Source organism: Bacteroidota bacterium (genome assembly GCA_018266835.1).
Lineage (GTDB): Bacteria > Bacteroidota > Ignavibacteria > Tepidaquicellales > Tepidaquicellaceae > JAFDZO01.
The window spans coordinates 1541161-1556193 of sequence record JAFDZP010000002.1; the positions used below are offsets into that span (position 1 = coordinate 1541161).

11 protein-coding genes and 1 tRNA gene are annotated in these 15033 nt (G+C 36.7%); 8 read left to right on the forward strand and 4 right to left on the reverse strand.

From position 1 onward, the window contains the following. Positions 1–23: 23 nt before the first annotated feature. Both JST55_08535 and JST55_08540 read right to left on the reverse strand, forming a co-directional pair. Complete coding sequence (locus JST55_08535; GenBank protein MBS1493544.1) at positions 24–554, reverse strand: DUF1572 family protein; 531 nt, start codon at positions 552–554, stop codon at positions 24–26. A 146-nt stretch (positions 555–700) separates the two neighbouring features. Beyond that, entirely contained in the window at positions 701–2599 is a 1899-nt protein-coding gene (locus JST55_08540; GenBank protein ID MBS1493545.1) for a T9SS type A sorting domain-containing protein, read from the reverse strand. A 599-nt stretch (positions 2600–3198) separates the two neighbouring features. On the opposite strand from JST55_08540, the gene JST55_08545 reads away from it, so the two are divergent. The 8 genes from JST55_08545 to JST55_08580 all read left to right on the forward strand — a co-directional run bounded on the left by JST55_08545 (position 3199) and on the right by JST55_08580 (position 11232). Continuing rightward, positions 3199–6843, forward strand: coding sequence for a vitamin B12-dependent ribonucleotide reductase (locus JST55_08545; protein MBS1493546.1), 3645 nt, complete (start codon positions 3199–3201; stop codon positions 6841–6843). 154 nt (positions 6844–6997) lie between these two features. Next, on the forward strand, positions 6998–7210 hold the full coding sequence (locus tag JST55_08550; GenBank protein ID MBS1493547.1) for a hypothetical protein: 213 nt from the start codon (positions 6998–7000) through the stop codon (positions 7208–7210). Beyond that, positions 7207–7476, forward strand: a complete 270-nt coding sequence (locus JST55_08555) for a type II toxin-antitoxin system mRNA interferase toxin, RelE/StbE family (GenBank protein ID MBS1493548.1) — start codon at positions 7207–7209, stop codon at positions 7474–7476. Before JST55_08550 ends, JST55_08555 begins: the two co-directional genes overlap by 4 nt. An 81-nt stretch (positions 7477–7557) precedes the next feature. Next, positions 7558–8646, forward strand: coding sequence for a recombinase RecA (gene recA, locus JST55_08560; GenBank protein MBS1493549.1), 1089 nt, complete (start codon positions 7558–7560; stop codon positions 8644–8646). Positions 8647–8744: 98 nt separating this feature from the next. Next, positions 8745–9374, forward strand: a complete 630-nt coding sequence (locus tag JST55_08565) for a RecX family transcriptional regulator (protein ID MBS1493550.1) — start codon at positions 8745–8747, stop codon at positions 9372–9374. A gap of 75 nt (positions 9375–9449) precedes the next feature. Beyond that, positions 9450–9523 (forward strand) — tRNA-Pro (locus JST55_08570). Between the two features lie 70 nt (positions 9524–9593). After that, on the forward strand, positions 9594–10607 hold the full coding sequence (locus tag JST55_08575; protein ID MBS1493551.1) for a quinone-dependent dihydroorotate dehydrogenase: 1014 nt from the start codon (positions 9594–9596) through the stop codon (positions 10605–10607). Position 10608: 1 nt separating this feature from the next. Next, the gene (locus tag JST55_08580; GenBank protein ID MBS1493552.1) at positions 10609–11232 is read left to right on the forward strand and encodes a rhomboid family intramembrane serine protease; all 624 of its coding nucleotides are present in this window, start codon (positions 10609–10611) and stop codon (positions 11230–11232) included. Between the two features lie 5 nt (positions 11233–11237). Here the strand turns inward: JST55_08580 and JST55_08585 are convergent, their stop codons facing one another. Together JST55_08585 and JST55_08590 are read right to left on the reverse strand one after the other, a co-directional pair. After that, positions 11238–12590: an FAD-dependent monooxygenase gene (locus tag JST55_08585; GenBank protein MBS1493553.1), complete on the reverse strand. Its 1353-nt coding sequence runs from the start codon at positions 12588–12590 to the stop codon at positions 11238–11240. Positions 12591–13236: 646 nt separating this feature from the next. Then, positions 13237–15003 (reverse strand): serine hydrolase, encoded by a 1767-nt coding sequence (locus tag JST55_08590; GenBank protein ID MBS1493554.1) that lies wholly within the window; start codon positions 15001–15003, stop codon positions 13237–13239. Between the last annotated feature and the right edge of the window lie 30 nt (positions 15004–15033).

Here is a 15033-nt window from a genome sequence, read left to right on the forward strand (position 1 = left end):
AACGAATAACAAATAACGACCAACTATTTCCCCATCATCTTTTCATTAAACTCATTGCTTTTGCCTCTGGGAATTGTGAGTGAGTTCCAGTTATCCTTTGCAAGAAATCTTGCCAGGTAAACTATCTGACCTATGTGATATCCGTAATGATATATCTGTCTGTTGATTGCCTGAATTACAGTGTGCGGCTCTTTTCTTATCATAACGACTTTTGATAAATCGTTTTCAGTGAGAGAGTTGAGCGCGTTGAAAAGACATTCCCATCCTTTTTCCCATCTTTCCTTTATGTCGTCTGTATCTGTATAAAAAATTCTTTCGAATTCAGAATCTCTGTGACGCCATTCTTTTTCACCGTCCGTTGTAAGGAAGTCAGTCCAGCGTGAAAGCATATTACCGGAAAGGTGTTTTATAATTGTGGCAATGCTGTTTGATTGCTCGTTAGGCTCAAAGAAAAAATCTTCATCTTTTATCTGCGCCATTGCTTTATCGCCGGCTTTTTTTATATCGTGAAAGTTCTTTATTGCATTGGTAAGATAGTCAAGCCCGATTGACATTTGTTCCATATTCAAAAATTCTATATTCCAAAAATTATTTTGGAAAGTTACTTAAGAAATGAAATAAAATGAATATAAAAAATAAATCCGGACAGTTGCCGCACCGCCCGGATTTTTAGGAGAGTTAACCAACAACAAATGATTTATTACTTCATGAGTATCATTTTTTTTACATCGGTAAATCCGTTCACGTTCATCCTGTAAAAATATGTTCCTCCCGGCAAGCCTGTAGCATTAAAACCTATCAGATAGCTTCCGGCAGTTTTATACTCGTTTACAATATTCAAAACTTCCTTTCCAAGTACATCATACAAAACAATATTTACAAATCCTTCTTCAGCAACATTGTATTTTATGTTTGTTGACGGATTGAAAGGATTTGGAAAATTTTGTGCCAGTTCATAACTTTTAATTACTGTATTGTTAGGGGTTGTATTTACTAATGTACCTGAACATCCTGCGGCAACCCAGATGTTGATAGGACCGTTTTCAGGATACAGTGCAAAGCAGCTGTCATTATCTGCAAACCTGTAACCTGCACGAGGACCAACGGTTTCCGAGGTTGCATCAATTGCATTCATCTTTGATAAGTGAGTTGTTACTCCTTGTGAATTTACTGTGACATAATGAATGTTATCAATGGCGCTGCTTGTTTCGAAAGTGAAGTAGTGCATGTTTGAATTTCTTCTTCCCATTATATCGGGCGGGTAATTCGGGTCTGTGCCGCTTCCCCAGAGTGTACTTTCACCTGCAAGCACTGCAAAGTTTCCGAAGTTCAATGTTCTGAAATACTTAACATTCCAGTTTGAAGAAGTGAGCTGCCTGAATACACAAATTACACTTCCGTTAGTATTTCCATTGGAAGATAATCTTGCATGTGATTTCGGATCAGTGGTGTTAGAGCCGTATTGATAGTGTCCCTGAGTTGGTGGTGTACCGTTTATATCGGATTTTGCAAAAAATATTCTGTTGCTATCAGGAACTCCGCTGAACGATACTACAAGGGAATCGCTGGTGCCGTTTCTTATATAGGCAATATCAGAGTAAAGTGTTCTGTAATAATTTGCAGGGGCTACTGCGCATTGCCACCAGTAATTTCCTGACATGTAGGAAACTGCCGGCGCTGTTGCAGCGTAAGGATTTGTTATTCTTGCGAATCTTTGTGTGTTAACTCTTATGCTGGTAGCACTTACTGAATCATAAGAACAGACCAGATATAAATAAGCGTTGCTAGGATAATTTGCGTTGTCGGAAGTGATTCTTATATTATAGTATCTTCGTGTGGCTTCAACATCCGGCCATGAGAGAACAAAAAATGCTCCTGCGAATGTAGGTGCCTGCAATACTATACCGCCTGTTAAATATGTGCTTGTTGTTGAAGATCTGTATCCGTAAACAGTCCAGATATATTTTTGTCCGGTGGTATTTTCAATGATTTCCATATCAAGATCTTCATAGGAGATCTTGTCTGTTCCGCCCAGTGAGGCATATGCATATCCTGTCCACGATAATCCGCCGTCAGTAGAGTAAGTCCAGCGTAAAGAATCAGGACTGCTGGCATTTGCGGAATATACGTAGCATACCCATATCTTACCTGCTGTAGTTCCTCTTTCTTCAACGGCAATTGCCATAGCTTTAAGAGTTACTGCGGGGTTATTGAGTATTCTTGTATTTCCGATTAAGTCTATTTGCGGATGTGTGTTTTCAGGTGCCGGAGATATTGTACCTCCAATGTAGCTATCTTCAGAGAACTTATCGCCTCTTTCAAGTGCGAGTCTGCGTTCAAGTTCAGATAGTTGATTTCTGTTGGCAGAGTTATCCGCTGCTTTCAGATTTTTGATTTGCTCAATCAGATTTATTTCAGTCTGACTTTTTTCTTTGACTGCCCGTAAGCCCGTAATATCGTTGTAGCTGGTTGTATTATTGCCCTGGTAAATTTGTAGAGCAGTGTTGTTGGGAGTGAGCTCTTGTGAGAAAATAGAAGTTGTATTCATCAGTGCAAACATCATCAGGATAAAGAGAAAAAACAAAGTACACGTTTTCATTTTAACCTCCTTTAATTTTTTAATGTGTTTTTATGTGAAGAGTTTTGCCTCCTTTTAAATTTTATTATGAATCGATTATCAAAAATTTAGCGGTACTAAATATTATTTATAAGTCAAATAATACTGACTTAACCGTTTTTACCTATGAAAAATAAAAATTTGAAAACAACATTAACACAAATTAAAAATTTTATTCTTGAATAAAAAAAATTAATGTTATAACTTGCCGTTCACTTCCTGATAAAATTTCAACAGTTTACTTTTCAATTCATCAGTTGGTTAAATAGTTTATAAGGGATAAAGTTTTCACTGCAAAATTATTTGCAAATTAACCTGTAAAATAATAACGATTGTAAAAACAGGGCTTTGCAAACTATTTTAGTATAATGTAAATCATAAATAAAAGTCAATAGTGATATTTTTTAAAACTGTTTGCATTTCAAAAAGAGTTCTATTAATTTTGAATTCATAACCCTAATTTCGATGCGTTATTTTACTCCCCCAAAGAAAAATTTATTATTAATTATTGCTCCGGTTATAAATAGTTAATACTAAATTTTTCTTAATTACTTTTTTTTAATTTTTTTAATCTTCCCTGCATGAAAATAAAAAGACTTCTTGTCGATAAAGGCAGAACGGCCTTTGAAATGATAGAATTCGAAAAGAGAACTTCTGTTATCCGAAACCCGGATGGTTCGATCGTATTTGAGATGAATGATATTATGGTACCGAAACAATGGTCGCAGGTTGCGACCGATATTCTTGCGCAGAAATATTTCCGCAAGGCAGGTGTTCCCAAACATTTAAAGAAGGTTGAAGAGAAAGGTGTTCCCGGGTGGCTTTGGCGCTCTGAACCCGACGAAGAAAAATTAAACTTAATTGTTGACGAAGAAAAATATACCTCAGAGACAGACTCACGCGAAGTTTTTCACAGACTTGCAGGATGCTGGACTTACTGGGGATGGAAACATAAATATTTCAATAACGAAGACGATGCAGTAAATTTTTATCAGGACCTATGCTATATGCTTGCAATGCAGATGGCAGCTCCGAACTCACCGCAATGGTTCAACACCGGCCTTAACTGGGCATACGGCATTGCCGGACCTTCACAAGGTCACTACTATGTAGATGCTGAAACAGGGAAGCTTACAACATCTACCGATGCTTATACTCACCCGCAGCCTCATGCATGCTTTATTCAATCCGTCAGCGATGATTTAGTGAATGAAGGCGGCATTATGGACCTTTGGGTTCGTGAAGCAAGATTATTCAAATACGGTTCAGGCACAGGCTCGAACTTCTCTAACTTAAGAGGTTCAGGCGAAAAATTATCCGGCGGCGGACGCTCATCGGGCTTAATGTCATTTTTAAAAATCGGTGACAGAAGCGCAGGCGCAATTAAATCCGGCGGAACAACACGCAGAGCTGCTAAGATGGTTACACTTGATTTAGACCATCCCGATATCGAAGAATATGTAAACTGGAAAGTTGTTGAAGAAGAAAAAGTTGCTTCACTTGCAGCAGGTTCAAAATTACTGAACATTCATCTTAATAAAATTATTAAGTCCTGCAATACAGTACATCCTGAAAACGACGGCTACGACAGAAAAACAAATAAAGCTCTTGCTCAGGCAATTAACGAAGCAAGAAAAGCTTTCATACCGGAAAATTATATTGAGAGAGTAATTCAGTTAGCAAAGCTCGGTTACAAAGAATTAGAAATTCCTGTTTACGATTTAGACTGGAACTCAGAAGCATACTCAACAGTCTCAGGACAAAATTCAAACAACAGTGTAAGAGCAACGAACGAGTTTATGGAATCGGTTCTTGATGACAAGGACTGGAATTTATACTGGAGAACTGAGCAAAGAAAAGCAAAGAAAGAAAACAGAGACCCTAAGCCTTGCAAGACAATGAAGGCAAGAGATTTATGGGGACAAATAGCTTACTCAGCATGGGCAAGCGCTGACCCGGGAATACAATTCCATACAACTATTAACGAATGGCATACATCACCTGCAGGCGGCGAGATAAAAGCATCTAATCCATGCTCTGAATATATGTTCCTTGATGATACTGCTTGTAACCTTGCTTCATTGAACTTAATGAAGTTCTACGATTACGATAAACAGAAATTCGATATAAATAAATACAGACATGCTGCTAGAATCTGGACGGTTGTATTGGAAATCAGTGTATTGATGGCTCAGTTCCCGAGCAAAGAAATTGCAACTTTATCATACGATTACAGAACACTTGGTTTAGGATATGCAAACCTTGGCGCATTATTAATGGTGCAGGGAATTCCTTACGATTCACCCGAATCACTTGCAATCACTGGAGCGCTTACAGCAATTCTTCATATGACTGCTTACTCTACTTCTGCTGAAATGGCAAAGGAGCTTGGAGCTTTTGCAAGATACAATGATAACGCAGAAAATATGCTCCGCGTAATAAGAAATCACAGAAGAGCAGCATACAACGTTTCATCAGAAGAATATGAAGGACTTTCAATCACTCCTCACGGAATAAATAAAAAATATTGCCCTGAAGATCTGTTAAATGCAGCAAGAGAAGATGCTGATAAAGCATTGGAGCTTGGCGAAAAACACGGCTACAGAAATGCTCAGGTAACAGTTATCGCTCCTACAGGTACAATCGGTCTTTTAATGGATTGCGATACAACAGGAGTTGAACCCGATTTTGCACTGGTGAAATTCAAAAAACTAGCAGGCGGCGGATATTTTAAAATTATAAATGAATCCGTTCCTCCGGCATTAAAGAAATTAGGTTATACTTCACATGAAATTGATGAGATAATAAAATATACAAAAGGACACGGCTCGTTAATCGGCTGTCCTCATTTAAATGCGCAGTCATTAACAGATAAAGGATTCACAAAGGAAATTATTGCAATGTTGGAAAAATCGTTGCCAACGGTATTCGATATAAATTTTGCATTCAATAAATGGAGCTTAAGCGTTGCATTCTGTAAGAACGTTCTTGGCTTCTCTGAAGAGCAGCTTGAAGATCCGAACTTCAACATTTTAAAAGAATTAGGATTTACAAAAGAACAGGTAGAAGAAGCAAACGATTACATCTGCGGTACGATGACAGTTGAAGGCGCTCCTCACTTAAAAGAAGAGCACTATCCTATTTTTGACTGCGCTAACAAATGCGGCAAAAAAGGAAAGAGATATATAAAGACTGATGCTCACATAAAAATTATGGCAGCAGCACAGCCGTTTATCTCCGGAGCAATTTCAAAGACAATCAATCTTCCTAACGAAGCAACGATTGAAGATATGAAGAATGCATACATGCTTTCATGGAAGTCATGCTTAAAAGCAAATGCATTATACAGAGACGGTTCTAAATTATCTCAGCCGCTGAATTCAGTAACAGATGATGATTCTGCATCAACAACTGACGACGTTACAGAAAATGTAGCAACGTTCACAAAGAACAATGACATTGTTAAAGTTGCAGAGAGAATTATTCACAGATACATTGCAAAGAGAAGAAAGTTACCGTTCAGAAGAAAAGGTTATACACAGAAAGCGAAGATCGGAAATCACTCTGTCTATTTAAGAACAGGGGAATACGAAAACGGACAGCTTGGCGAGATCTTTATCGATATGCATAAAGAAGGCGCGGCCTTCAGAAGCTTAATGAACTGCTTTGCTATAGCTATTTCACTCGGACTTCAGCACGGAGTTCCGCTTGATGAATTTGTAGATGCATTTGTATATACAAGATTCGAACCAAACGGAATTGTAATGGGAAATCCGAACATCAAAATGTCTACATCTATAATTGATTACATCTTCCGTGAGCTTGCAGTAACATATCTCGGCAGAAATGATTTATCTCACATACAACACGATGATGATTATAAAACTTCACCAATCGATGCGCTATCCAAATTAGAAAGCGAAGAAGATTTTGATGAAGAGGAAATTTACTCTGAAAGAATTATAGAAGAGAAGCATAAACCGCTTGATGCAGTTCCAACTTCATCAATTTCGATAAAGCCGGCTCCTGTTCAGGCAGCTGTAATAGATGCAGTTGCATCTAACGGTAAGGCAGTTGCAGGAAAAGCGAACATTGAAAAGATTAAGGAAGCAAAACTTAAAGGTTATACAGGCGATATCTGCCAGTCATGCGGAAGCGTTACAATGGTCCGCAACGGAACATGTTTAAAATGCGTGACCTGCGGCGAGACAAGCGGCTGCTCATAATAACAGAATAAATATTTCGGAACTACAAAAATCCCGCTGACGAAAGGAGCGGGATTTTTTATTTGTACACATCTTTATATGCCCTTAATTATATACCTTAAATTATTATAGCCTTAGGTCTTTTTTTTATTTAATATTTAATTTATATTTATATATGGATGGAACAGCATTAAATAAAGTTGTAGAAGATTTTAAATCTCTTAATTCTGAAGAAAAGGAATATGCATTAGAATTATTGCAAAATCAGGTTAATGAAGATTTTAGGAAAAAATTTCTTAAAAAAGCTAAAGTTATTGACAAGAAATATTCTGAAGGTAAGTTAAAGCATGGCTCAGCGCAAGACTTATTAAATGATTTGGAATCATGATAGAAATATTTTGGGATAATCATTTTAAGAAAGCTTATAAAAAAAGAACCCAAAATACACCTTACCTAAAAAGAAAACTCGCTATAGCAATTTTGAAATTTGAAAAAAATCCATTTGAAAAATCTCTAAATACTCATAAGCTTTCCGGCTCAATGAGTGAATATTGGTCTTTTAAAGTTGATTATAATTGTAGAATAATATTTAAATTTATAGATGAATCGAAAGTGATATTTTATGATGTCGGTACACATGATCAGGTCTACTAAAAATTCTCATCTTATGGGAATATCTATATAAGAATTCTTCCTAACTTTGTATAATTAAAAAACAAATAAAATAACAAACATATGGCTGAAGATAATAGCATGAAATTGCGCTCTCTTGAAATCGCAATGGAGCAAATCGAAAAAGATCACGGTAAAGGCGCTGTGATGAAACTCGGCGATAAACCGATTGCAAAGCTTGAAGCTATTTCTACCGGTTCAATTTCGCTCGACTCTGCATTAGGAATCGGCGGAGTACCAAGAGGAAGAATTATTGAGATTTACGGACCTGAATCTTCAGGTAAAACCACAGTTTGTCTTCACATCATTGCTGAGGCAATGAGAAACGGCGGACTTGCTGCATTCATCGATACAGAACATGCTCTCGATACAGGTTATGCGCAGAAACTTGGAGTTGATGTCGGAAACCTTTTAATATCTCAGCCGGAATACGGCGAGCAGGCATTGGAAATCTGTGAAACACTTGTAAGAAGTAATGCATTGGATGTGATTGTAGTTGACTCAGTTGCAGCACTTACACCAAGAGCTGAAATTGAAGGCGAGATGGGTGATGCAGTTATGGGTATGCAGGCAAGACTGATGTCACAGGCATTGAGAAAATTAACAGCGGCTGTTTCAAAATCAAATGTAGTTCTGATTTTTACAAATCAGCTCAGAGATAAAATCGGAGTTATGTTCGGAAGTCCCGAAACAACTACCGGAGGTAAAGCGCTTAAGTTCTACGCATCTATCAGAATGGATATCAGAAGAATTGCTGCTATCAAAGACGGTACTGATGTAGTCGGTAACAGAACGAAAGTGAAAATTGTAAAGAATAAAGTTGCTCCGCCGTTCAAAGAAGTTGAATTCGATATCATGTACAACGAAGGAATTTCCAAGATGGGTGACTTAGTTGACTTCGCAGTGAACAAAGAAATTATCAAAAAAGGCGGCGCATGGTTTACATACGGCGAAATGAGAATGCAGGGTAAAGAAGGCGTGAAGAAAGCATTGATGGAAGACAGAGAAACATTGAAGAAATTATATGCTGAGGTAAAATTAGCTGCAGGAATAACTGATAACGCTTCTAACGGAGTGCCGGAATCAAACGGCTCTGCCAAGAAAGCTAAAGATGAAAACAAAGAAGAAGTAAAAGAGAAAGCCAAGAAGTAAATTCAAAGAAGTAATTTAACATAAATTTCAATATTAAATTTTTTAAAGAGACCGTTAGTTCGCTGAATTAACGGTCTTTTTTTTGTAGTTTAGTAAGCATGGAAATCACAAAAATTGAGCAGCAGTTAAAAAACACAGCGCGGTATAATATTTATATCGACGGTGAGTTTGTATTAGGAGTTTATGATGACACACTTCTGAAATACCAGCTTAGAAAAGGTGATGAAATCACCGCTGAAAAACTTGCTGAGCTAAGAGCTTACGATGAATACAATTACGGGAAAAGTATAGCGTATAAATTTCTATCATACAAACCCCGAAGCATAAAAGAAGTAAAGAATAAGCTCACCTATAAAAAAATTTCCAAGGAGTCCGTTGAAAAGATAATAGAGCATTTGAAAAAGTATCAGTTCCTGAATGATGAATCGTATGCTAAGATGTACCTTGAGCAGAAGACTAATTCAAAAGGAATGGGAAAGAGCATGGTTACTTTTAAAATGATTGATAAAGGCATCGATAAAGAAATGATTGCCAAAGTTATTGAAGAAAACTATCCCGAAGATAAACAGATTGAAGCCGGAAAAAAGCTTCTAGAAAAATATCTCAAGAAAAAACAGAAAATTGAAGATAAGAACGAGCTGAAAAGGAAGTGCTCCCAGTACCTGTTTTCAAGAGGATTCAGCTATTCTGTGATCGGGAAAATACTGGAAATTCCTGAAAGCAATTAAAAAACTTCATTTTATTGAAAAATCCGCTATAAAAGACGTTGAATAAGTTATCCAAAATGGGTATATTACAGATTACGGAGCGTAGCGTAGCCCGGTATCGCGCCAGTTTTGGGAACTGGAGGCCGCAGGTTCGAATCCTGCCGTTCCGACACAAATTATGAACAAATTTAAAAAAGTCCTTGGATTATCCTTCAGGGACTTTTTTTTTAGCATTTTCAAATGTATAAAATAATAATACGACCAATATTATTTTTATTTGACTCTGAAAAAGTTCATAACTTTACTTTAAGCTTTGTATCGAAGTTTACATTTTTACATCCGCTCTTTAAAATATTTTCCGGAAGCAATAAAACTGAACCGGTAAATATAAACGGACTTGTTTTCATAAACCGATTGGGACTTGCTGCGGGATTTGATAAGAACGCAGTAGCATTACGATTCTGGAATGCGCTCGGACTTTCTCATGCAGAAATCGGTACAGTTACTCCGCTTCCGCAGAGCGGAAGCGAGAAGCTAAGACTCTTCAGGCTCAAAAAAGATTTTGGTATTATAAATCGCATGGGCTTTAACAACAAAGGAGCCGATGAAATAAGAAAGAACATACTTGCTTCGAAGAAATATCTTTCAAAAGATTTTATCGTAGGAGTAAATATAGGGAAGAATAAAAACACTCCAAACGAAGAAGCCGTGAATGATTATATTACGTGTTTCAAAAAAATGTATGGCGTTGCTGATTACTTTACGATTAACATCTCTTCTCCCAATACAAAAGGACTACGAGAACTGCAGGAAGAAGAGAGTCTGAAAGATCTGCTTACTAAAATTAAAAATCTGAACAAGTCACTTTCCGAATTTAAAGATGAAAAAAACATCTTTGTAAAAATTGCTCCCGATATAAATGATGAACAGATAAGAATTATTTATAACACAGTCAGTGAAGCCGGTATCACAGGTATCATATTAACGAACACTACGATTACAAGAAACAATCTCAAAGAAAAAATCAACGAAGCAGGCGGACTAAGCGGCAAGCCGCTTAAAAAAATGGCAGATGAAGTTTTACAAAAATTTCATAAATTAAATACTGATAACAAACTTATTCTAGTCGGAGTCGGCGGCGTGTTTACTAAAGATCATTATGATAAAAAAATAAGTAACGGTGCATCATTGGTGCAGATCTATACGGGAATGATTTACGAAGGTCCCGGTATTGTCAAAAAACTATTAAATTAAAATGAATTCTCCCGTAACGTTTACATTACTCTTTGCAAATATTGCTATATCTCTGTGGGCATTTTACAGCAACCCTATTTACTTCGAAAGATTTTCAGAATGGCCTTACCAGATAATTCACGAAAAAAGATATTACCAGGTTCTTACTTCTGCGTTCCTGCACGCTAACTTCATGCATTTATTTTTTAATATGCTGGCGCTCTTTTCGTTTGGAGTTTTTCTGGAAACGGTTTTCAGAAACAGCTTCGGTGAAATTTACGGCAGTCTATACTTCTTTATTATTTATTTCGTCAGCTTATTCCTGGGTTCACTGCTTACAGTTGTCTTCAATTATAAAAATCCTATGTATGTTGCAGTCGGCGCATCAGGCGCTGTATCGGGAGTGGTATTTGCTTACGTAATTCTTTTCCCTATGAATACTATCGGAGTCTTCTTCGTCCCCATGCCTGCATTTATTTTTGCTTTCATTTACATCGGAGCATCCATCTGGGGTATGAAAAGCAAGTTCGGAAACATAGGACATGAAGCTCACTTAGGCGGAGCAATTGGCGGGGTGATATCCACCATTATCCTCATTCCCGATGCACCAAGAATTTTTCTTGCAAACTTCGGAATTCAGATTTAAACTTTTTAAATTATCTTAGAAAGTTTTTCCTGTACTAATTTTTCTCCCATAGAAAAATCAATTTCTTCAATCGTAGTTTTTCCTTCGCTCAGTTTATCTAATATTTCCTGCTGAGTATTTCCTCTGTTCAGTGCTGTTGAATACGGAAATCTGTAGAACGTAACCATTGAATATTTAGGAACAAAAGTTTCCGGAAATCTTTTAAACAACTCTGCTTCAATTTTTTTATTCAGCAAAAATCTTTTATCTGCAACCTTATCTCTCATCTCGATAAAATTTTCAAGCGCTAAATCAGCTATGGCATCGGTGTTTACTTTTCTTAAGTTATAATATTCAGGATATACTTTATTCCAGTCATCTCCGTATTTCTCAATACATTCATTCAGCACAGTGCAGTCTTCGAATGCAGCGTTCATTCCCTGCCCGAAGAACGGAACGATTGCATGGCAGGCGTCTCCCAGCAAAGCGACTTTATCTTTGTAATACCAGGGACCGCAACGGACCGTCATTAAATTCCCTGTGGGATTTGCAAAGAAACTCTCTTCAAGATTTTCAACCAATGAAATTGAATCAGGGAAATACTTTTTAAAGAATGTTAAAACTTTCTCTTTTGTGTTTAAATTGTTCAGTCCTTCTTCTCCGTCAAATGGATGAAACAAAGTGCATGTAAAACTTCCGTCAAGATTCGGCAGAGCAATTAACATAAACGTTCCTCTTGGCCAGATGTGCAGCGCATTCTTCTCCATCTGAAAAGAACCGTTTGCTCCGGGAGGAATGTTTAACTCCTTATAGCCGTGCAGAAGATACTCCTGTGAAAAATCAAATCGCGGCAGCTTAAGCATATCTATTCTCAATGCAGAGGCAGAGCCGTCTGTTCCAATTATAGTATCAGATGTGACGAAATAGTTTTCATTGGTTAAATCATTAGTGAAATGACATTCACCTGATTCAAAATTCATTCCCGTACATCTCTGATTAAAATGGATTTTTATATTTGAATACTGTTCGGCTAAATCCATCAGCTTCATGTTCAAGGTCGAACGTGAAACAGAGTTTATATATTCGCTGTCATCTTTTCCGTATCGCTGAAACATAAGCTCGCCTTCAACCGGATGCATCATCCTTCCGTACATAGGGATTGCTATTTTTTTTATCTCGTCATACAATCCGATTTCTTTAAGCGCATGAATTCCTCTTGTTGATAAAGCAAGATTTATCGAGCGGCCGCGTTCAACGGGACCCTTGCGCATATCCGAACGTCTTTCGTATACGTTAACTTCAAATCCTTTTTTTGCAAGATAGACTGCAAGCAGTGAGCCGGCAAGTCCAGCGCCGACAAGTGTAATTTTATTTCCCAATTTTTTTTAATTGTTTAAATGAAAATTATAGAAATTAATTCATAAGAACTATTCAATCAATTTTCGGTTATCAAATAAATTTTTTAATTAGTCGGGTTTTAGTCGAATTCTTATTCAATTACAAATTTCAAATTACGAGTTACGAATTGCTGCATTGTTACAAAAAGTAATATTCCACTTTCACGATTTCGCAGTTTGAAAAAAAATCGAATGTCAAAATCCCGATATTGTTTTTTCAATACCGGTAAATTTTATTTTTAAATTTTGTCGGAAAAAAGTCGGATTTTTGAATACCCGATATTGTTTTTTCATCACCGCAAATTTTTATTTTTGAAATTAGTCGGATTTTGGTCGGGTTTTCAAAAATCAATATTGTTTTAACAATACCGCTGATTTTATTTTTCTTAAATTGATGAGTTTTTGATGAATTATTATGTAAAGTTGAAAACTGAATTTATCACTTTAACAAAAACGGTTAATAAAAACAGCAGTACTAAAATAATAGAATAAATCTTAAGTTCAAACGAAATGTTACCTATTAGTAGGGAGGAAAAATTTATTTTGGTATGAGAATTGTCCTGAATAAAAAACGGCTGTAAAGTTTCCTCCACAGCCGTCTGAAATCATTTTTATATTTTATTGTATATTATTTCTTCTTGGCCTTAAATACTCCGTTCGGCTGATTGAATTGTATCTCAGCAGCCTTGCCGTCACTCATATTAAATGTAACTGAGTATCCTTTCAGATCTTTTATATCAAAGTTATTATCACCGGAAGGGACTAAATCATACTCAGGCTGTCCCGGAATAAACAATTTTAAAACATTATTCTTAACACTTACTTTTGCAACTGCGCCCTGCAAATCATAGTCGCCTGTATATTTTTCATAAGCGTACGAGTTATCTTTAAACTCAGGGACTTTTTTGAACTCAATATCTTTTACACCCTGCTCAAGCTGAGCATAAACTTTGGAGACTTTGCCTTTCTCATCGATTGTAAAGTTCACAAGCATTGGCGGCATATCTTCACTTGTTGATTTAAAATAATCGTAATGATAATGCGCTAATGGAATTTTAAAAGTATGATAATCTATCAACAAATTATCATTCTTCAATTCAATTTTCATTGTGCCGTATGCTTCATTTTCAAAACTTCCAACGTAATCAACTAAGGGATGTGAAGGCGTTGTGTTCTCAACCTGATTCGGATCTTTTTGCTCTTCGGGTTTTTGTGTACCCTCATCATTTTTTTGCATTCCGAGCAATCTGCCGTTCCAGTCAATCGGGTCAAGCTCAAGCATTCTATCTATAATAGAGTTTCTTACAACGCTGGGCAGTACAGTGTTATCCATGTTTGTAAGTATTACAATACCGAGCGAGTCAGTTGGCATTAAGCAAACGTTCGCGGAGAAACCGTCAATGTTTCCGCCGTGCTCTAATCTTAAATGGTCCCTGTATTGATTTATTCCCCAGCCAAGTCCGTAGCTTCCGTAAAAAAGTTCTTTGCTTGGAGTACCCGGAGTAACAATTTGCGGTGAGTGCGCAGTGATAACCATTTCTTCATCAACAATTTTTTTGCCGTTAAATTTTCCGTAGTTAAGATGCATAATTACCCAGTTAGCCATATCTTTTGCATTTGAGTTTATGCATCCGGCAGGACCGACTGATTGTATATCTCTGAAGTCAATAAGTTTTACTTTATCTTTTTCTTCTCTGTATGGTTTCGCAAAATCGGTAGTGGCTCTTGAATCGAAAGTAGAAAAATTAGTGTTATTCATTTCAAGAGGAATAAGAATGTTCTGCTTTGTAAAATTTTCCCATGTATCTTTTGAAATTGCTTCCACTAAAATTCCTGCAGTCATGTACATAAGGTTCTGATACTGAAATTTTTCTCTGAATCCTGCTGAGGGTTCAAGAAATCTGAGTCGGTTAAACAATTCCATGCGGGATAAATCCGAACCGTACCACATTAAGTCGTGTCTCGGTAATCCTGAACGGTGTGTCATTAAATCTCTCGCAGTCATATGCTGTGTAACATACTCATCGTACATTTTGAATGTCGGCATGTAGTTGATGACGGGCTTATCTAGATTAAGCTCGCCCTTTCCGACCAATATACAGTTATCAATAGCAGTGAATGCTTTTGTGCATGAACCGATTGAGAACAATGTATTTTCAGTAACGGGAAGTTTGCCCTCAACATCTCGGTAGCCGTAGCCCTTTGCTAAAACAACTTTTCCGTTTTTTACAATTGAGATGCCAACGCCCGGAACTTTCCAGTCTTTGAGAAACTGATTTATTAAAGTATCTAAATCTTTTAATTTTTCTTCATTGGTTTTTCCCTGCGAAAAAGCAAAAGATGCAGTTAATAAAAAGATTAACAGAAGAAGGTTAAATTTCTTAAATATTTTCATGAGGGTTAATTTGTAATTATTCATTGATAA